General features: G+C 67.9%; 16 protein-coding genes. 14 read left to right on the top strand and 2 right to left on the bottom strand.

The window, feature by feature from the left end; genetic code table 11:
• Positions 1-4 precede the first annotated feature (4 nt).
• The 3 genes from ACLBXP_RS13605 (at position 5) to ACLBXP_RS13595 (ending at position 3,483) form a co-directional block, all read left to right on the top strand.
• Entirely contained in the window at positions 5-1,120 is a 1,116-nt protein-coding gene (locus tag ACLBXP_RS13605) for a CaiB/BaiF CoA transferase family protein (protein ID WP_447668258.1), read from the top strand.
• 677 nt (positions 1,121-1,797) lie between these two features.
• Positions 1,798-2,292, top strand: coding sequence for a hypothetical protein (locus tag ACLBXP_RS13600; protein ID WP_447668257.1), 495 nt, complete (start codon positions 1,798-1,800; stop codon positions 2,290-2,292).
• A 135-nt stretch (positions 2,293-2,427) separates the two neighbouring features.
• Positions 2,428-3,483, top strand: coding sequence for a serine endopeptidase (locus ACLBXP_RS13595; RefSeq protein WP_447668373.1), 1,056 nt, complete (start codon positions 2,428-2,430; stop codon positions 3,481-3,483).
• 51 nt (positions 3,484-3,534) lie between these two features.
• Here ACLBXP_RS13595 and ACLBXP_RS13590 read toward each other — a convergent pair whose 3' ends face one another.
• Positions 3,535-3,837: a hypothetical protein gene (locus tag ACLBXP_RS13590; RefSeq protein WP_447668256.1), complete on the bottom strand. Its 303-nt coding sequence runs from the start codon at positions 3,835-3,837 to the stop codon at positions 3,535-3,537.
• 531 nt (positions 3,838-4,368) lie between these two features.
• Between ACLBXP_RS13590 and ACLBXP_RS13585 the strand changes: the two genes are divergently transcribed.
• The 3 genes from ACLBXP_RS13585 to ACLBXP_RS13575 are packed head-to-tail and all read left to right on the top strand — an operon-like array spanning position 4,369 to position 8,359.
• Entirely contained in the window at positions 4,369-4,833 is a 465-nt protein-coding gene (locus tag ACLBXP_RS13585) for a hypothetical protein (protein WP_447668254.1), read from the top strand.
• Positions 4,834-4,868: 35 nt separating this feature from the next.
• Positions 4,869-8,000 (top strand): hypothetical protein, encoded by a 3,132-nt coding sequence (locus ACLBXP_RS13580; protein WP_447668253.1) that lies wholly within the window; start codon positions 4,869-4,871, stop codon positions 7,998-8,000.
• Positions 7,997-8,359, top strand: a complete 363-nt coding sequence (locus tag ACLBXP_RS13575) for a helix-turn-helix domain-containing protein (protein ID WP_447668252.1) — start codon at positions 7,997-7,999, stop codon at positions 8,357-8,359. The genes ACLBXP_RS13580 and ACLBXP_RS13575 overlap by 4 nt, the downstream gene beginning before the upstream one ends.
• Before the next feature lie 23 nt (positions 8,360-8,382).
• Here the strand turns inward: ACLBXP_RS13575 and ACLBXP_RS13570 are convergent, their stop codons facing one another.
• Positions 8,383-8,541: a hypothetical protein gene (locus tag ACLBXP_RS13570; protein WP_447668250.1), complete on the bottom strand. Its 159-nt coding sequence runs from the start codon at positions 8,539-8,541 to the stop codon at positions 8,383-8,385.
• A gap of 339 nt (positions 8,542-8,880) precedes the next feature.
• Here ACLBXP_RS13570 and ACLBXP_RS13565 point away from each other — a divergent pair, with 339 nt between their 5' ends.
• The 8 genes from ACLBXP_RS13565 to ACLBXP_RS13530 all read left to right on the top strand — a co-directional run bounded on the left by ACLBXP_RS13565 (position 8,881) and on the right by ACLBXP_RS13530 (position 18,336).
• Entirely contained in the window at positions 8,881-9,114 is a 234-nt protein-coding gene (locus tag ACLBXP_RS13565) for a hypothetical protein (RefSeq protein WP_447668249.1), read from the top strand.
• A gap of 13 nt (positions 9,115-9,127) precedes the next feature.
• Positions 9,128-9,898, top strand: a complete 771-nt coding sequence (locus ACLBXP_RS13560) for a hypothetical protein (RefSeq protein WP_447668247.1) — start codon at positions 9,128-9,130, stop codon at positions 9,896-9,898.
• Between the two features lie 10 nt (positions 9,899-9,908).
• Positions 9,909-10,184, top strand: coding sequence for a hypothetical protein (locus ACLBXP_RS13555; protein ID WP_447668246.1), 276 nt, complete (start codon positions 9,909-9,911; stop codon positions 10,182-10,184).
• An 833-nt stretch (positions 10,185-11,017) separates the two neighbouring features.
• The gene (locus tag ACLBXP_RS13550; protein ID WP_447668245.1) at positions 11,018-11,605 is read left to right on the top strand and encodes a hypothetical protein; all 588 of its coding nucleotides are present in this window, start codon (positions 11,018-11,020) and stop codon (positions 11,603-11,605) included.
• A gap of 203 nt (positions 11,606-11,808) precedes the next feature.
• Positions 11,809-14,598, top strand: coding sequence for a hypothetical protein (locus ACLBXP_RS13545; RefSeq protein WP_447668244.1), 2,790 nt, complete (start codon positions 11,809-11,811; stop codon positions 14,596-14,598).
• 287 nt (positions 14,599-14,885) lie between these two features.
• Positions 14,886-16,568, top strand: coding sequence for a hypothetical protein (locus ACLBXP_RS13540; RefSeq protein ID WP_447668243.1), 1,683 nt, complete (start codon positions 14,886-14,888; stop codon positions 16,566-16,568).
• Positions 16,565-16,975 carry a DCC1-like thiol-disulfide oxidoreductase family protein gene (locus tag ACLBXP_RS13535; RefSeq protein WP_447668242.1) on the top strand — a complete coding sequence of 137 codons (411 nt, stop codon included), beginning with the start codon at positions 16,565-16,567 and terminating at the stop codon, positions 16,973-16,975. The genes ACLBXP_RS13540 and ACLBXP_RS13535 overlap by 4 nt, the downstream gene beginning before the upstream one ends.
• A 443-nt stretch (positions 16,976-17,418) precedes the next feature.
• Entirely contained in the window at positions 17,419-18,336 is a 918-nt protein-coding gene (locus ACLBXP_RS13530) for a class I SAM-dependent methyltransferase (protein ID WP_447668241.1), read from the top strand.
• Positions 18,337-18,689 lie beyond the last annotated feature (353 nt).

The following is an 18,689-nucleotide window of genomic DNA, read 5'->3' as shown; positions in this document are numbered from 1 at the left end:
TCCGATGACCGGCCGGCTTCCCCTCGACGGTCTCACCGTCGTCTCCGTCGAGCAGGCCGTGGCGGCGCCCTTCTGCTCGTCGCGGCTCGCGGATGCGGGCGCCCGCGTCATCAAGGTCGAGCGGCCCGAGGGCGACTTCGCCCGGGGCTACGACGACGTCGCGCCCGGCGGCCAGAGCAGCTACTTCGTCTGGCTGAACCGCGGCAAGGAATCGGTCGTCCTCGATCTCGCCGCCGCCGAGGGGCGCGCAGGGCTGCGGGCGCTGATCGCCGGGGCCGACGTGCTGATCCAGAACCTGCGCCCCGGAGCGCTCGACCGCCTCGGCTTCGCCGCGGCGGACCTGTGCCGGGACCACCCGCGCCTGATCGCCTGCGCGATCAGCGGCTACGGCGATGCCGGGCCGCTCGCCGCCCGCAAGGCCTACGACCTGCTGATCCAGGCGGAATCCGGCCTGTCCTCGATCACTGGCGGACCCGAGGCGCCGGCCCGCGTCGGAATCTCGATCGTCGACATCGCCACGGGCGCGACCGCGCACGCGGCGATCCTGGAAGCGCTGATCGCCCGCGGCGTCACCGGCCGCGGCGCGGACATCCGGGTGTCGATGTTCGACGTGATGGCCGATTGGCTGAGCGTGCCGCTTCTGCACCAGGAGGGCGCCCGCCCGCCGGGACGCCTCGGCCTGGCGCACCCCTCCATCGCGCCCTACGGCGTGTTCTCCACGCGCGACGCCAAGCCGGTCCTGATCTCCATCCAGAGCGACCGCGAGTGGGAGACGTTCTGCCGGGTATTCCTCGGCGACGCGGAAGCCGGCCGGGACCCGCGCTTCGCCACGAACCTCGCCCGCACCCGCAACAGGCCCGAGACCGACGCCCTGGTGGCCCGCGCCTTCGCGGCCCTCGACGCGAGGCAAGCCCTCGCCCGCCTCGCGGAGGCGGACGTGGCCTTCGCCAGCGTGAACGACATGGCGGCCCTGTCGCGCCATCCGCACCTGCGGCGGATCACGGTTGCGACGCCTGCGGGGCCCGTGGCCCTCCCGGCCCCCGGCGCGACCGTGCGCGGCGAGGATCGGCGCTACGGACCGGTCCCCGCCCTCGGGACCGGCACACCCGTCGATCGGTAGGGGTGCGCAGGCTGCCGGCCAAGACCCATTGGCGAAACGCCGGATGGCGTCTGCCCGGCTGCCGTCCACCGAGCGCTTCCCCGCCATGCCCTGCCCATCCCCACCAAAAGGCAGGAGCAATGGGCACATACAATCGAGGGTTGTCGCTCGCCCACAGCGGCCCTACGTGCTCTCACGACATTGACCGAAACAATGATCTTTGCTGCATGTTTCCGAATGCCGGAGCGTGGCAGTACTAAGCCGTATTCTTCATCGGATAACTTTGAATGTTCGCAATTTGCGCGGCCGGTTTCATCGGAGTCGTCTCTACACTGTTCGCGTGCCGTGATGCTGGTCTGATCATGCAACTCCTCTGCGCGCCGCTCGGGGGCAGCTTGGCCGCGGGCCTGTGCGGCATCTATCTCGGGCAGATCCGTGCGCGGCAGCGGCGGGCGTCCCAGGAAGCGGGCGACCAGTCCCTGCTGTCCCTGTCGCGAGCGTCGCGGCAGCAGGAACATCGGTGAAGGGCCCGCCATCGGCGCCGTTGTGCGCGAACGAAGCCGGCCTCTGCGCATTGCTCGGTCCGACGCAGGGTTGATCGGGCGAAGCGGCCCGGTCCCCACAATCCTCGTTCCCGCCGACGCGGCGCAGCACTGTCCACAAGCGGAACCGTTACCTTGGCCGTACGTTATCGGCTCATGGAACACTTCGGCTCGACCCTCGCGACGACTGCCGTGGCTGCTCTCGGCCTGGTTGCTGCCGCCCACATCTTGCATCCGCGCGATCTCGTGGCAGAGAAGCCGCGGGCCCGCTCCGTGACCGTCCTCGTGGCCGAGCCGGCCCAGGCCTCCGCCTGGGTCGACCCGCCGGATGCCTCGAGGGCCAGTTCGCAGAGCCCGGCGCCCGCCCCGCGCCCGGCCGCGTTCACCCTGATCACCGCCGACATGCTGGCGCTTCCGACGCTCCCGGACGCGAGCAGCCAGGATCGGCGGCCGAGGGCGGAGCGGGCCCGCCGCCATGTCCCGGCGCAGGCCGCCCTGCGGCAGGCCGAGCCACGCCCCGTCCGGACGCCGGGTGATGCCGCCACCGCTCAGCCCGCCGCGCCCGACACCCGAACAGGGGAACTCCCGGGAGACGATCCCATCGGTTCCCTCATCCGGGACCTCGGGCTCGGTGCGGGCCGGGAAGGCTGACGGCATCCGCCGGCGGCGTGCGGCGGCCCGACGCGCCCGTAGGCGGTTCCGTGATTTTCCGGCACAAGGCTGTGCAGCAGGCCGTGGGAGCGCCCGAGCCTCGGCGCGAACGGTCCGGTGCGGGGGAACGTGACGGTGCGATCCGGCAAGCGGCTCTCCGAGCGTTGGTTCAACCTCGTCCTCTGGCTCGTGGCCCTCGCCTTCGCGGGGTTCCTGATCGGGCTCGGCTCGCTCATCGTCGGCGACCTGCCGCAGGTCGAGCACCGGTTCACGCTGGAGCAGTTCCTCGAGGGCGATCAGGCCAGGGCCTCGGCGGAGGCGCTCAAGCAGATTCGCCGGGAGCAGGACGATAACCGGCGGCAGTCCGAGCAGGCGCAACTCGCGCTGGACGCCGCGCGCGCGGCCTCTGAGGCGGCGCGCGAGACCTTCGCCAACTGGCTGAAGACGCGCGACGCCACGCAGCGCGTCGATCAGGACCCCGGCCTCGTCGCCCGGACGGAGCGGCTCGACGCGCTGAAGGCGGCGGAGCGCGCGGTCGAGGAGCGGCTGGAAGCCCTCGATCGATCGAGGCTCGACCTGTCCGAGCGAGAGGCGGTCCAGCTCGGCCTCGATACGGACCTGCGGAACGCCGCGCAGGCTCGCCTCGAGGCGGCCGAGCGCGGGCAGGAGCTGCGGGTCTTCGCCTACCGCCTCGCGCTGACCCTGCCGCTCCTCGCCCTCGCGGGCTGGTTGCTGCTGAAGCGCCGCCATACCCGGAACTGGCCCTTCGTGTGGGGCTTCGCCCTCGCGGCGGCCTTCGCGTTCTTCGTCGAGCTGGTGCCCTACCTGCCGAGCTACGGCGGTTACGTCCAATACGGCGTCGGTGTCGTGGCGACACTGATCGTCGGCCGAACCGCCATCAATGCGCTCCACGCCTACCATGAGCGCCAGCGCGCCGCGGAGCTTCGATCGAACGAGGAGCGCCGGACCGAGATCGCGGCGGACCAGGCCCTCCAACGCCTGGCCAAGAAGGTCTGCCCCGGCTGCGAGCGCCCCATCGACCTCGGCAACCCGGCCGCGAATTTCTGCCCGCATTGCGGTATCGGGGTCTTCGAACGGTGCCCCGCCTGCGACCACCGCAAGAGCACCTTCGAGCGCTTCTGCTACGCCTGCGGCACGCCTGGGCAGCCCGGCCCGGCGCAGCCGGCCTGACCGCGGCCCGGGCCCCCCGGAGGCCCGCTGCGCGCGGGGATGAGACCGATCTCAGCCGTCGCCGGCCGGCACGCCCGTGGACGCCTGGGCGGCCTCGCTGGCGAACCGCGCCCTGGCCGCCCCATCCAGAGCGAGACCGTGCCGTCGGCACCATGCCGCGAACGGCCCGGGTTCGATCAGGACGCGTACCACCTCGACGCCGCTCCGCCTGACCTCGCCCTCGACCTGCACGGCCGAGACCAGCCACGCGTCGTAGCGCGTCGGCAGGCGCTCTCCGTCCGCCAGGAGCGCGCGAAGGTCTTCGTAGTGCTCGGCGCGATACCAGGCCAGGCCGACGCAGCGGGGGCGCATCATCGCTCATTGCCTCGAACGGACGTCACCGGGCCGCGCGGATCCCCGCGCGTCTCCGCCGGGGCTTGCCCGTCCCGGCCGAGCTTAACCCGCTGGCCTGAGCCGAGTTCCGGGCTCGAGGCGGAGCAGCCGACGCGAACCCGGGATGGCTGATCACCGGCAGGCCTGTGCGAGTGCGAAATGACGGGGGAATTGGGCCTGCTGGCGCTCCCAAGGGAAGCGCCGAAACTCAGGGCCAACCAAACGCTTAGCATCGGGTTTGGGGGATTGCCCCCCCATTGATCCGCAAGGGCTTTCGGCGCCGCCCCCCAAACTGAGGAAGCGACGGCCGGCAAACGAAAGCGCCGTTGCGGGGGTGAAGGCCCGCAACGGCGCTGATCAGAGAAGGTCCTGGGAAGGAACCGAGGGGAAGGATAGGGCAGCGCGCCCGGGCCTGACAAGCGCGCTGGTGGCCGTCCTCGACCAGCAGGGCCTAGTCCTCGGCATCGTCGCCAGCCGGTCTGCCGCGCGGACCTTCCTGCGGGGAGGCGCGGCATGAGCATCGTCGCCTTCCCCAACACTCCGCGCGTCGGACCCACGACGCCCCCCGGCCTCGAGGTCGTCGTCGCGCCGCTCGGCGACATGATGGTCGCCTGGGTCCGCACGGATCAGGGCTACCGCATCCTGGAGAGCTCGCCCGATTGGCGCCATGCCCTCGCAGATGGTCGAGCCTACGCGGCGCGGTTCGGCATTCCACTCCGCTTCCAGGGTGTGGCGCTCGACACTGGAGCTGGCCCGCAGAGCCGCGGGCGTGGCGGGACGATCTACCTCGACGCGAGCGAGCGAGACGGCGGCTCGTGGGACGTCGTCCACCTGAGCGAGAGCGGCGACAGCGCCGCGACCGTCGGCAACGCCTTCGGCTTCGACGACGCGGTGACCGAGGCGCAGCGCATCGCCGGCGACCTCGGCGCCTCGTTCCAGGGCGCGTGCACTCCGCTGTCAGGGCCCGACGTCGGGTGAGCGACGCCTCACCCATCGTGGCGGATCCGACCGCCGTGCGTAGCTTCCTGGAGGTCATTCACGGCGCCGCCGCGAGTGCTCTTCAGGGAGCCGTGCGCCCTGGCGTGCTGCAGCTCGTGGAGATCCGCCCCGATGTCGAGGGTACTCTTTCGTTCCAGTTCGACATCGGCGACGTCGAGCGGATGACGGCGCAGGCCCTGCGGTCCGCCGGGTCGGGGGCAAACTGCTACATCGAAACGAGGACGGTCTCCGACACCGCCAGGGCTCGCGGCAGGGCTGCTGACACCCGCGGCGTCTTCGCCTTCGTAGTCGACGACGACGCCGACAAGGGCAAGGGCGCGCGCCGGGCCATCACCGCCTCGCTGGTGGTCGAGAGCTCGCCGGGCAACACGCATCAGTGGCTCTTTCTCGATCGTGCTCTCACGCCGGAACAGGCCAAGCCGCTCGGCGCGGCGATCCGCGCGAAGGTTGGCGGCGACTCCGGAACAGGCACGATCACCCAGCCCTTCCGGATCGCCGGCACCCCGAACTTCCCGGGCAAAGCAAAGGTTGCCCGCGGGCGTGTTCCGACCCCGACGCGGATCCTCGAGCACAGCGGCAAGGCCTGGTCGGCCGACGAGCTGCGGGCAGCTTTTCCGGCCGAGGAGAAGCCGCAGGCGACCCAGGCAGGTCCACGACCCTCAGACGCGAGTGGGAAGACCAGCCGTCGCGCCGAGGAGATCCTAGCGCAAACGGACAACCTGAAGCGGGGCGCAGTCTTCCACTCGGCCGCGCGCGCCGCCTTCAAGGACGGTTTGACGCTGACCGATTTCGTGGAACTCGCCGAGCGGTTCCCGGACGGGTGCGCTGGCAAGTTTTTGCGACCCTACAATCGCATTCGGAAGGAAGCCTCCCGCTCGTGGGGCAAGCACGAGGCGGAAGCCGAGGAGATCCGGCAGGCCGCTGCCAAGCCCTACTATCCGGATGCGGCGAAGCCGGTAGAGGAGGCTCGCGAGGGGGTCGAGGCGGCCGTCGTGCGCTTCCTCGAGGCCGCGACGGTCCACCGTCTCGCTGGCACCGAGAAGGATGAGCCGCCGGTGCACGCGCTGGCGGTCTCGACCGGCGTCGGCAAGACCCGCATCACGGCCCGGGCCCTCGCGCGCCACCTGCTCGACCGGCGCGGGACGCTCGACGCCCCGAGGACCACCCTCTACGCCGTGCCGACCCACCGCCTCGGCGACGAGATCGTGGAGTTGTTCGCCGAACACGGCATCACGGCGCAGGTGTTTCGCGGCCGCCAGGCACCGGATCCGGACCGGCCGGGCCAGACGATGTGCGACGATCTCGAGGCGGTCGAGCTCGCCCTGAGCTTCGGCGCCACGGTGGCAACCTCGTGCTGCAAGGCGAAGCTGGTGGACGGCACCGAAGCCCTCTGCCCGCACTTCCTGAGCTGCAGCTACCAGCGCCAGAAGGCTGCGACACCCGACGTTTGGATCGCTGCCCATCAGGTGATCTGGCAGGCGCAAGGTGCCCTTGGCGAGGTCGAGCTCGTCGTGATCGACGAGGGCTTCTGGCAGTCCGGCATCCGGATCCCAAAGCGCGGCCTGACGCTCGACGAGATTGAGGCGCACCTGCCGCTCGGCACCGCCCGGGAGGACACTCTCCTGAACGACGTCGAGAGCTATCGCGCCCGGCTCGGGCAGGCGCTGCGGCGGCAGGGCGAGCTCGGCGGCGTCCACCGCCAGATCCTCGTCGAGGGTGGGCTGACGGTCGAAGGCTGCACGCTCGCCATCGCAGCCGAGTGGCGCCTGAAGGAGAAGGTGCCGCTCTGGCCGGGGATGCCCAAGGCCGCGCGCCAGCAGGCCGCGAAGGCCGCTGCGGGAGCTCGGCACGTCCGGGGCTTCGTCGCTCTCTGGGAAGCCGCGCGGGGGCTCTTGTACGACGAGGCGATCGAGACCTCGGGTCGGCTCTACCTGGAGGAGCGCGACGACGGCGAGGGCCGGGTGCGCGTCGCGAAGGCCCGCAGCATCAAGGCGGTGGCCAAGCAGTGGCGCGTCCCGACGCTGATCCTCGATGCCACGCTGCCGTCGCCCGAGATCCTGCAGCCGTTCTTCCCGCAGGTGGAGGCGGCCGCCGCGGTCGAGGCGGCGATGCCTCACGTCCGGGTGCGGCAGGTGCTCGACGCGCCCGTGGCGGCCGGCAAGCTTGCGCTCGACGAGGAGGGCGGCGCTCGCCGGAACCTGAAGGCGATCCACCGCGAGATCCTGCGCCGGTTCATCGAGCTCGGACGGGCGCCGCTCCTCGTCGTCGCGCAGAAGGCCACGGCCGAATGGCTGCGGGGCAGTCGCCTGCCAGACAGCATCGCGGTCGAGCACTTCAACAACCTCGCGGGGCTCGACCGCTACCGGGACGTGCGCGGGCTGATGGTGATCGGCCGGACCCTGCCGTCACCCAGCGCCGTCGAGGCCCTAGCAGGCGCCCTGACCGGTCGACAGCCCGCCCTGGTCGAAGGCTGGTACGGCAAAGCGGTCCGGGGTCTGCGGACGCGCAGCGGCAGCCCCGCCGGCGTCGAGTGCGACGTGCATCCGGATCCCGTGGCCGACGCCTGCCGCTGGCAGGTCTGCGAGGGCGAGCTGATCCAGGCCATCGGCCGAGCCCGCGGCGTGAACCGGACGGCCGCCACCCCGCTCGACATCGACATCCTGGCGAACGTCGCCCTGCCCATGACGGTCGACGAGGTGGTGACCTGGGAAGCACCCAGCGAGGAGGTCGAGATGTGGATCGACGGTGTGGTGCTGGAGAGCGGTGCCGACATGGCCGCTGTTTGGCCTGAGATCTGGCCGACCGCTGACGCCGCCCGCCAATGGCTCAAGCGCCACGGGGCTCACACTGTGACCGATCCCTATAGAGAGCAGTCTTATAAAGGGATCTGTCACGCTGTGGAATTCCGGTACCAGCGGCCGGGAGCCCGCCAGAAGTGGCGCTCGGGTCGGTACGACCCTGCCGTCGTTCCCGATATCCGCGTTTGGCTGGAGAGCCGCCTCGGGGAGTTGGGTGGTTTCCAGCTTCAAGAGACTGCCGCGCCGCCGGCCGCCGGATCGCAAGCTGCCGCGCAGCCGCACTGGACCGCTGATCGACCCGACACGAATCCTGCAAACACCGACTTCAGCCTGGAGGCTGCGGAATGAGCTACCACGAGCGCCAGATCCTGGAGGGCGCCACCGTGGCGCAGCTCACCTGCGAACAGCAGCCCCGCTGCCTGATCCCCTTCGACCGCCGCGAAGGCCTGACCACCGCCGAGGCGGCTGAGCGCGCGAACCGTACCGAGCGCACGATCCGGATGTGGTGCCGGGATCACGACATCGGCCGGCACGTCGCGAACGGACCCTGGCTCGTGTCCAAGGTCGCGCTCGCGATGTTCCTGAACGGTGATGAGGGAGCCTTGCGGGCCTACCTGGCCGGCGATCGGGGCAGCGAGCGCGTCGCGAGCTACTTCGTCAAAGAGGGAGTGGGGGATCTTCTCGCTCGACCTTGCGGCGCCCGGTGACCCAGGCCGGCACGACCGGCAACTCAGAACTGAGGCTCGACCCAGATCTCATGCAGGCCCTTGTCGTCGGCGAACCAGTAGACCTTCGACTCCGGGTTGAAGCCGTGCTCGGGATAGGACCAGGCCAACCGGGAGACGATCCCGCTTGCATCCTCGTGGTTCTGAAATGCGTAGGCGAGCACCTTCGGACTCCGCCCGCCGAAATGGCTAATATCGCGCATTAGAATAGAATGAGACATTGTTCTTCCTTCGTCGCACGAATCAGATAATAACTCGATATCTGTACAATGCAGTCGCCGATTGCAGGTTCGACTTGGCTGTACGGCGTAGTTAACGAACATTAAGTGGATTTCATCGATTCCGGTTGCGCTAAGGTTAGTCCGCACAACTCCGGGTGGTGCTCATCGGCATCGGAGCACGGGGCGGGCAGGCGAACGTCGCGGAAATCGTGACGTATCCCACCGCATCCCATTTCGGGCACGCTCAGGGCAGCTTGAACATCTGCCCTGAGGAGCCGTGCTGTGCAGACCGTCGCTCGTTCCATGACCTTCCCCGAGATGGTCCGCTTCCGCGCGGAGCATGGTGTCTCCGGCGCCGTGATGCAGGCGGCTCGGCGCAGTCGGACCTCGACCAGCGAGTACCTGCGCCGCGCCCTGCGCGCCCAGCTCGCGGCTGACGGCGTGCCGCTGCCGCCGATCGGCAACGACGGTCCCGACCGTCATCCGCCGGCTGCTGCCCTGCGCTCGGCCGCCTGATCGGAGACGCCGCATGAACACTCCCGTCCGCACCGTCTCCATCCGCCCCCGGGACTTCGTGGCGCCCCGCGTCATCTTGAGCGCGCCGAGGCCCGACCTCATCGCGGCGAATGCTGCCTCCCTGCCGTCCCGCACCTCCGCCGACATCGCTGCCGAGCGCGAGGCCGCGCTGGCGGAGCGCGAGGTCCTGGAGGCTGCTCGCCCCGAGGCCCTGCTGAACGGCGCCGCCGAGGATGTGGCCAGCCTCGATCACCACATCGCTCTCGCCAAGATCCGGATCGACCAGGCCGAGCAGCAGCACGCCGCCGCCGTCACCGCCGAGGCGAGGGCCCGCGCCGAGCACGAGGCCGAGCAGGCCCGGCGGAAGGCGTTGCGCAAGCAGGCCGTGAAGGCGAGCGGCGAGGTGGCCAAGCTCGCGGACGACTACGTCGTGGCGGCCGGTAAGCTCGCGGTGCTGCTCGGCCAGATCCGGGAGCGCGAGCTGCTGATTGAGCAGGCCAACCGCAACCTGCCGGATGACGCCGAGCTTGTGCCGCCGGGCGAGGCCTTCAACGGCAAGCCGGGCACGGCGACCTGCTACGAGACAATCTCCGAGCTGGTCTGGGTCGACACCCGGGATGGCTCGCGCGCCGGCGGGATGAGCGGCGACGATCTCCGGCACCGCGCCGCCAAGCGGGTCGAGCGCAAGGTCTACGTGCCCGGCACCCCCAGCGAGCCCCACACCCCGCTCTCGACCCGTGTGCGCCTGCCCGGCCTCGGACGCGACGCCGCCCCGATCTGGTGAGGAGACCAGCATGACCGTCAACAGACAGGATATCGAGGAAGGCGCTGCCGCCTGGGCGCGCAAGCTCCTCCGCAAGCCGGAGCCCGGTGCTGGGGCGAAGACCGAGGCGCAGCGGGTGAACGACTGGGTGAAGGCGCAGGCGCTCGAGCGAGCGGGGGCCGAGCGCCCCGTCACCGGTACCGCCGTCGAGCGGACTCGGAGCGACCTCGTCACACCCGGCTCGGCCTTTACGGTCGGCGCCGAGCGCTACGCCGCGGACGGCACGCGCTGGCAGCGGGTGGCCTGAGGATCATGGAATTGCGCGGGTCCAGCCCTCACGGGCCTCCTGCCCGCGCCGTTGAGGGCGATCCAGTCAGCCCAACATCGACAAGCCGGCCTGTCCTCACGGATGCCAAGGCCGGCAAGACTGGTCCCGGGACTGATCCTCTGCGGGAGACGATCGGGATCGCAGCGCGCCATGGTGCTGCGGTCCCACTCCTCGAGAGGGCGTCACGCTGATGAGCACGAAGACCACACCGACGCAGGCACCCGAGCCCGAGACGCCGCCTCCGGTCGACCCTGGGGATGCTGGCGGCATTGGCAATAGCACCGAGCGGACCATCGTCCCCGGCACGCTGCACGAGACGGCCGAGGAGTCGACGGAGAGGGGATCAGCTTGGCGTCGAGGCCGATGACCGTGTCAGTCGCCGCCACCCCCGCCACCGCCATCTCCCCCGCCGCCACCGTCGCTGCAGCTACCGCTGTCGCTGCTGGGATGAGAGCACCCGTGGTTGCTGGAGCTGCCGGACGTGTCGGCACTGACGTAGCTGTACGAGGAGCCGTCGTTTGTGGCCCGCGCCCGTGTTCTGCGTGGCCTCAGGCTCCAGACTACCGCGACGATCATGAGAACGAAGATCGTGAGCTCGACCGACTGCTTCATGTCCATCGGAACCCCCACCGGTCCGCCAGTCACAGCAGTCTAGCACACTCGCCCTCGCACGGCGCTCAGGACGACCGTTCAGACGCGTTCTCTGGGTCCTTCCTTAGGGGGCGGAGAGCCGAGGGTCCGCACGAGCGCATGCTCTCGCTAGGTGCAGCACCCTCTAAGACCACCACAATCAAGAGCGAAAACCTGTGTCGATGACCCGGACGTTGTGGTCGATCAACGGATTGGCCACCGAGCTCCAGCGCGACCGCCGCACTGTCGCTGACGCGCTCAGCGGGGCGCGTGCGGACGGGGAAATCCGAGGCCGGCCAGCGTGGTTCATGACGACTGCCATCGCGGCCCTCGGCGGTGCCGCGGGCGAGCTCGACCCGGTGCAGGAGCGCGCCCGCAAGGACCGGGCACTCGCGATCGCTACCGAGATCAAGAACGACCTCGCGTGCGGAGAGCTGGTGCTGGTCGATGACGTCGTCCGCGAGGTGACTGGTCAGTTCGGCATCCTGCGCTCCCAGCTCCTCGCCATTCCCAGTCGAGTGGCCAGTCAGGTGCCGGCCGATCAGCGCGACCTTGTCCTACGCCTGGTCGAGGGCCGGCTGCATGAGGCGATGGCGGAGATCTCGGAAAGCCGCGACCTGCGAACGGTCAAGGCCGCACGAACCAAGCAGGCCGCCAGACGGAAGGCTGAGGATCATCATGGAGAACCTGATAGCGGCAGCCCTGCAGGGTCAGGATGTGGACCTCGGCGACGCCGAGCTGAACGCGGTGGTGCAGCGAACCATGCGTAGGCTTGCGGCCGTTCCCACCCTGATTGCTCCGCAGGTCCTCGAGGCCCGCAGCGTGGCAGACACTGAGATCATCGTCCGGGAGGCCTTCGAGGCTGCCTTGAGCGAGCTCGAGAAGACCGTCGTCGATCTCGCGGCTCGGCATCTCGGATCAAAACCCGCCTGATGCCGGATCCCCGCCTCACCCCGACCGACAGGAGAGCCCCATGAGCGAAGCCGAATCCCTGCGCATGGTGGCCGAGGTCACCGACAAGTTCAGCGGCCCCCTGCGCAACCTGCGTGCGCAGCTCCAGGGCATGAGCCGTGACGGCGCAGCTCATGCCGAGCCCCTGACCAAAGGCTTCAACCGGATCGAGAGTGCAGCCCGCAGCGCCGGGCAGACCACCACCACCGTCCTGAATCCCGCTCTGGCAGCAATCGGCGTCACAAGCCTCGGCGTGACGGCAGCCCTGGTCGGTGTCGGCTCGGCGCTACGCTCCTTTGGTGGATCGGTCTCGGCGCTGGCTCAGCTCGGTCGAGAGACCAACATGGCGGCTGGCGAGCTGCGGACCTTTCAGGCGCTGGCGGGCAAATTCGGGATCTCCGGGGATGCTGCTGCGGCGGCTGCCAAGACCTTCGCGGGCAACATGCGCGACATCCGGAAGGGTGTCGGGGAAACGATGGGCTTCTTGCAGTCCCAGAGCCCCGTAGTCGCGCAGTTCGCCCTAAGGCTCAAGGGATCGAAGAACAACGACGAAGCCCGGCGGATGGCCGAGGAGTTCCTCGAGCAGATCCCGGACTCGGTCGACCGCCAGCGCTTCGCCGAGAAGCTGTTCGGCGACGGCGATCTCGGGCGCCTGGGGGACAAGCACCTCGGCTCCATCAGGAAGCTCCGGGCCGAGATCGACAAGGCACTCGGGCCACTCGACCCTGCCGCGGTGAAGAGCGCCGAGGACTTCGACAGGGCGATGTCGAGCCTGCGCACGACGATGACCAAGCTCGGCACGGCGATCGCCACCGAGGCGATGCCCTACGCCTCGGCCATGACGACGTGGTTGAACGAGGTGGCCAGCGGCGCCCGCCAGGACATCACCGCGCCGCTGAGGCAGGGCCTGAAGGACATCGGCACCGAGCTCAACGCCATCAACTGGACCGAGGCTGGCAAGACCGCGGGCGACTTCCTGCGCGGCTCGACGGCGCTGGCCGGCGGCCTGTCGAGTGCCATCCGCGACGTGGCCCGCACCATCCGCGCGCTGAACGAGGGCAAGGTCGTGGACGCCCTGCGCACCGTGACCGGCGGTGAGGGCTCGCTCGCCCGGCGTCTCGCCCCACGCGAGGGCGATGACGAGATCGCCGCAAGCGAGCAGGTCGACCGCCTGCGCAAGCTCCTCGACGTCTCGCGGGAGGCCAGCCAGCACGTGATCGGCCGCGCTCAGATCGGCGCCGGGCTGCTCGACGACCCCGAGAAGGTGGCGCGCGACCTCGAGGCGGCCGAGGCCCGCTTGAAGGCCTTGAAGGGGCGCACCTCCGAGCAGCGGTCCTCGGACTTCAGCCGGCAGCAGAGCGAGGCGGCCCTCGACGCCAGCACGGCGCCGCTCCGCGAGCGGCTGGAAGCGATCCAGAAGCGGGTGCAGAACGCCGATGCCCTGATCGCGGGCGGCACCGCCACGGACAAGCAGCGCAGCCAGGCCGAGGACATGCGTCGCGAGATGGGCCGGCTCACGGACGAGCTGAAGCGCCTGCGCGAGGGCATGAGCCAGCAGAAGCGCGAGGGCGAGGCCACCGTCCAGAAGCAGTCGTTCGACGACAGTGGAAGCGTGCCGGCCGCCGGCCTGATCCAGAAGGCCTCCTACGGCAGCCCAGGGGCCGCCATGGTCGGCATCGGTCGCCTGCTTGGCCGGCGCAAGGACGGCATCTACGCGCCGGGTGGGGGCGGTCAGGGTCGCAGCCCGGCCGGGCAGATGGGCCGTGAGTTCCAGCAGTTCCTGGACGAGCGGGGCATCGACATGCGCGCGCTGCTGCAGCCCCGGGTCGGCGACCAGGCCGAGCTCGACATGCGCGGCCGCAGCCCCGCCTGGCAGGCCGGACACGCGCTGCGCCGCTACCTGCAGGGGCGTGGCGGCTCGGGCTCACGGATCCCGCCGATGCAGTTGCGCCCGGGTGGCCCCGGCGAGCAGGTCAGGCGCTCTCTGCGGGGTGAAGGCGGCCCGCTGGCTCAGAACTACCCGGAGGGTCTGGCTGAGGGCATCCAGCAATCGGCCAAGGACCTTGGGGTCAGCGCCGAGGACCTCGCGACCGTGATCAGCTACGAGACGGCCGGCACCTTCGACAAGTGGAAGCGTGGTCCGACCACGAAGTGGGGCACGCACCGCGGTCTGATCCAGTGGGGCGAGCCGCAGGCCCGCCAGTATGGGGTCACTGCCGACATGTCGGCGGGAGAGCAGATGAAGGCCGTGACGCGCTACCTGCGGGACCGCGGCGTGCGGCCGGGCATGGGCATCCACCAGATCTATGGCGCGATCAATGCGGGCGGCGTCACGGACTGGCACCTCCAGCAACGGGATGCGGCAGCGGGTGGAGCGCCGGGCACCGTGCGGGACAAGGTCGACTACCAGATGGGTCCGCACCGCCGGAAGGGCCTCGCCCTCCTCGGGGCAGCGGGCGATCGCCAGACGGCCGCGAATGGTGAGCAGGCTGACGGCGAGGGCTTCTCGGCCCGGATGCGCGCGATGCGCAATTTCGAGGGCACCGACTTCGCCGGCACTTACAAGCGCCTGCAGGCTAAGGCCGATGAGCGCGGGAAGGCCATGACGCTCGGCTCGAGCGCGGCGATGACCAACGCCCTACGCTCTGGCGTGATAGGCGGCCCGAAGATCGAGAACAACGGCAGCGTCACCCTGCACGTCGACAAAGCCGGCCCCGACGCCCGCGTGCGGATGGGCAGCAGCGGCGAGCTGTTCCGGACCGTGAAGCTCAACCGCGGGAAGGCGATGGCCGAGGCGAGCCAGACGGATTGAGGAAGAAAGACGAGGCGCAATATCTCCGAGCTAGCCCAAAGGCGTAGTAGTTCGACCCGCTTTGAGTACATCCCTTCTCAAGACCCGCATGCGACCAAAAATTCGCTCAGCATAGGAAAAACAGACCCAGCCACCCCCGCAGCTAGCGCCAAAATTATCCCCGTCGCGCAGCTGAGTCCATTCAGAAGACCCGACAATACCTGGAGCGAAGGCTCGGATCGATCAGGTGCCCGCACGGATCAATCGATGCTGCTGCACAGGTCCTGCTCGTGCTTGCGAGGAGTCCCATGGTCAAGGCATTTCACAGCTTCGCGGCGAGCACCGCATCCGGTCTCGGCACCATCCGCCTGCCTCGACCCGTGCCGCTGCAAGCGATCAGACCTTATCTGATCGTGCTGGCGCAGATCGCGTCGCTCCTGATCCTGCTCAAGACCGTCCGCGCGCTCGATGAGTTCAACAACACCGTCAGCATCGCATTTCCCCTGCTGATCGTCGCATTCATGGCGCGGTGGAAGTCTGCCGAAGCCCATGTCGCGTCGGTTCGCCTGCTTCAGCTGATCGGCGTCCTCTCGGGCGTCTACGCCCTCCTGCACTACCCTCTGTTCCCCATGGTCTATCACGGGATCAGGGCGACGGTCGTTATCGTTGGCCTGGTGGGTTTGTGGGTGGCGGCTGTCGTCTCAGGCGCCCTCTGCCTGCGGTGGCCCGCACTCGCGGTCGTGGGCTCGTCCTATCTCGTCTGGAGCAGGTACAACGTCGTTCATGTGACCGGCCTCTGGCACGGGCACGTCATCGACGTCGTTCCCCTGGCGGAAGTCAGCTTCTGCATCCTCGCCGGCCTGCTCGTTGCCAGGCTGTTCGCGCAGCTCGGCGAGCGGTCCGGCTGGAGCACAGCCGTCAAGTCGGACCTGGCCACGGCCGGCGCGCTGTTCGCACCGATCATCATTGCCGCAGCCATCAGCATCCACCTGGGGAATTACTATTCTTCCTTTCTGGCCAAGGTGACGCTGGACGGCGGCCCTGCATCCTGGGTCCTTCACAACGACCCCGGCAAACTTTTCCTTATCGCCCTCGACAACAACCACATCTTCTTTTCCGGTTGGACTTGGGCGGTCGATGCCGTCAAGCTGCTGCTCCAGCACACCAGCGCCTTGACCAATACCTTCATTCTCCTGGGTCAGGGAGCGGCCTTGTTCGGCCTTCTGATGCCGCGGCGCTGGTTGCTGCTTCTGCTGTTCGGCTTCGACGTGATGCACCTGTCGATCGTGGTGATACTGGGGGCCAACTTCGCGCCGTGGATCATGCTGAACCTCGCCATCGCGGCCGTGGTCGTGAGCCGGCACTACAAGCGGCCCCCGCTGTCCGTCGGCATCCTATCGGTGCTCTTCATCCTCACGGACAGTCGGTTCATGAGCCAGGCGTGGCTCGGCTGGTACGATACGCTCGCGAACAATAAGATGTACTTCGAGGCGGTCGATAAGGATGGCGGACGGCACTACGTCCCGACCACCTTCTTCACCTTCTACTCCTACCCGTTCGCGCACATGGCCTACGGCTCACCGGATGCGGACACGGCGTTCGCGCTCGATAACCCCAACGGCGGCACGCAAGTCTATCGCAAGGTTGTCGCCTCCGTGGCGTGCGACGTCCCCACCCTGACGGAACGCGATGCCGGCGGCCAGGACTTGTCCAAGAACGAAATCAATCGCACGGCCGTCGATGCATACATCAGAGGCTATCACGCTTTGGTCAGTTCGATCGTCGACAAACTCGGGACCTTTCCGTCAGCGCTCTACCCGCATCACTTTTTCATACCGCTTCAGTACGGTGCTAGTTTCGACGGATTGAAAATGCGCGATATCGTCGCCTACGTTTATCGACGGGAGTCAGTCTGCCTCGGCGTTCAAGACGGCATCCCGGTACGGCGCGTGATGTCCGAGGCAGAGCACAGGATCGAGTTGCGGCCATGACCCAGGATCCACGCCTCTCGGTCGTCTACGACGGCGAATGTCCCTTCTGCTCCAATTACGTGCGCCTGATGGCACTGCGACGGTCGGTTGGCCCGGTGGCGCTGATCGATGCCCGGTTGGGCGGGTCCCTTGTGGAGGACATCCGGCAGCGTGGGTACGACCTGGATAAGGGCATGGTCGTTCGATACGGCCAACACCTCTACTTCGGCGCGGACGCCCTGGTCCTGCTCTCGCAACTGAGCGAGGACGAGACGCGGATAGGCCGTGGACTTGCCCGGTTGCTGCGGAGCCCGGCCCGCGCGCGGTTCCTCTACCCCCTGATGAAGCTCGGCCGCCGAGCAACGCTTCTCCTGCTGGGTCGCCGCCTCATCGCCCAGCAGAACCATCGGGGCTCCCACCCGCGCTGATCGACGTCGATCCGGTAGCGCCGCAGCATTCCATCCAAGAAAGCTCCGCCATTCGTGCCGGCGGGCCGACCGCGGCGGTGACGTCACGATGCCGGTCCCGGTGACGACGCGGCATCAGTCGTGCGCGTCCGTCGCAGCGGCATGCGCTCCTCCTCAGATTCCGGACCTCACCGCTGCCCCCGCTCGTCGGACGCCATGCATCAAACGTCTTGGCCGTCGAGTACGGCGTGACAAGGATTGCTGGCGGCACGCCAAGCCGTCCAAGGCGGGTAGCGTCGCAAAGCGCGAATCTTCGGTTGTAGGGATATTTCCGACAGCCAAGCGCGCGCCTGACCGTCTCGCGTACGTCCAATGTCTTATGGCTCCGATCGAAAGCCATACACGAGGCGCACAACGCAAGCGTGCAGAATTCGGTAGGTTTCAAATTTTCGGAGCGCCCTGTCGTGAACCACGATCAGATCAACTTAGAATGGTATAAGATCCTTCAGGCGGGCAGCTCCCTGAGGCCTATCGATGCTGTTACTCAACAACTGATTGATTACTCCTCACTTCCGGAAGACGAAGTAAGATATATAGCAAAAAACTCCAATGTACTCACGAAAGCGGTATGGGAAAAATCGGATCGCACGTCGGACCGTTCACTGCAGGATTTCTACGATGCCGCCTACCCTTGGGTTTTCGGAACTCTGACGTATCACGCGAAGCAGGCCGAAGGCCTTACCGTTCCGTGCCCTCCTCTTCCCGTCCAAGTGGCCCAGTCGCTTGCGAATACGAAGCCGGGCCGGCACCTTGATTTCGGCGCTGGAGTTGCGACCGCAAGCTTGTTGTTTGCAAAGCTGGGATGGGACGTCGACGTCTCGGATGTCTCAAAGCCCCTGCTGGAGTTTTCCAAGTGGCGATTGAAGCAACACGGCGTTCCGGCAAAATTCATCGCGCTTGATGAGCAGGAACTCGAGCCGAACGCGTACGATCTGATTACGGCTTTCAACACGTTCGCGCACGTGCCACACCCACAGGCCACCATGGAGCGCCTGAACGCTGCGTTGAAGCCTGGAGGGATGCTGGTCTTTGATATCGATAGCCGGGAGCCGGGACCGTTCAATAGCTGGTTTCTGTACAGGAGCCACAATCCGTTCATCAAGGTTGCTCGGCGAGCTGGTTTTAGCAGGAAATCCAATATCTCGTACATGTACTGCTACGAAAAAGTCGAGCGCAGCTACCTGAATAAGCTGATTGTTTCAGCATTCGACGAGTTGAAATACAATTCGACGACGACCAACGTGATCCACGCTTTGCGATCTGCAAAGGGATTTGCAAAGCGCCTCCTGAAAGGAAAGAGATTGCGGCTTAAAAGCAGCTGAGCACGTTTTGGAGCCGTCTCTGCAGAGCTGAGCCGATCTATCCGTATCGATCTATGGCAAGCGACGGCTCCGCCCAAGCAAGGTAGGCAATTTACGCTGGAGGCTGATGTCGGTCAGGTTGGGCTGACCAACGAGAGCACGATGCCTGCCACTGCCGACGTCCGAATTCACGCAGATGAAACCGGTCCGCAAAAAGCCCCACGAGCCGGGTGGCCGCGGGGCAAGTCACATGGGAGGAACCCATGGCGGCGGGTCGGTGGAAACTGCCAGGGACACGCCGTGACACGACGTACCGCCACCGTTGCATGGCTTCGCTAGCCCCGAACCCACACAGGCTAATCAGCACGAAAAAG

It is taken from the genome of Methylobacterium sp. A54F (assembly GCF_053346035.1).
This window is presented reverse-complemented; position numbering and strand designations above follow the sequence as displayed.

Bases quoted from the DNA above. Each gene is read 5' to 3' on its own strand.
- ACLBXP_RS13605 (WP_447668258.1), top strand. From the start codon at position 5: ATGACCGGCCGGCTTCCCCTCGACGGTCTCACCGTCGTCTCCGTCGAG.
- ACLBXP_RS13575 (WP_447668252.1), top strand. From the start codon at position 7,997: ATGAGCTACCACGAGCGCCAGATCCTGGAGGGCGCCACCGTGGCGCAG.
- ACLBXP_RS13590 (WP_447668256.1), bottom strand. From the start codon at position 3,837: ATGATGCGCCCCCGCTGCGTCGGCCTGGCCTGGTATCGCGCCGAGCAC.
- ACLBXP_RS13535 (WP_447668242.1), top strand. From the start codon at position 16,565: ATGACCCAGGATCCACGCCTCTCGGTCGTCTACGACGGCGAATGTCCC.
- ACLBXP_RS13560 (WP_447668247.1), top strand. From the start codon at position 9,128: ATGAACACTCCCGTCCGCACCGTCTCCATCCGCCCCCGGGACTTCGTG.
- ACLBXP_RS13540 (WP_447668243.1), top strand. From the start codon at position 14,886: ATGGTCAAGGCATTTCACAGCTTCGCGGCGAGCACCGCATCCGGTCTC.
- ACLBXP_RS13550 (WP_447668245.1), top strand. From the start codon at position 11,018: ATGACCCGGACGTTGTGGTCGATCAACGGATTGGCCACCGAGCTCCAG.
- ACLBXP_RS13545 (WP_447668244.1), top strand. From the start codon at position 11,809: ATGAGCGAAGCCGAATCCCTGCGCATGGTGGCCGAGGTCACCGACAAG.
- ACLBXP_RS13555 (WP_447668246.1), top strand. From the start codon at position 9,909: ATGACCGTCAACAGACAGGATATCGAGGAAGGCGCTGCCGCCTGGGCG.
- ACLBXP_RS13600 (WP_447668257.1), top strand. From the start codon at position 1,798: ATGGAACACTTCGGCTCGACCCTCGCGACGACTGCCGTGGCTGCTCTC.
- ACLBXP_RS13585 (WP_447668254.1), top strand. From the start codon at position 4,369: ATGAGCATCGTCGCCTTCCCCAACACTCCGCGCGTCGGACCCACGACG.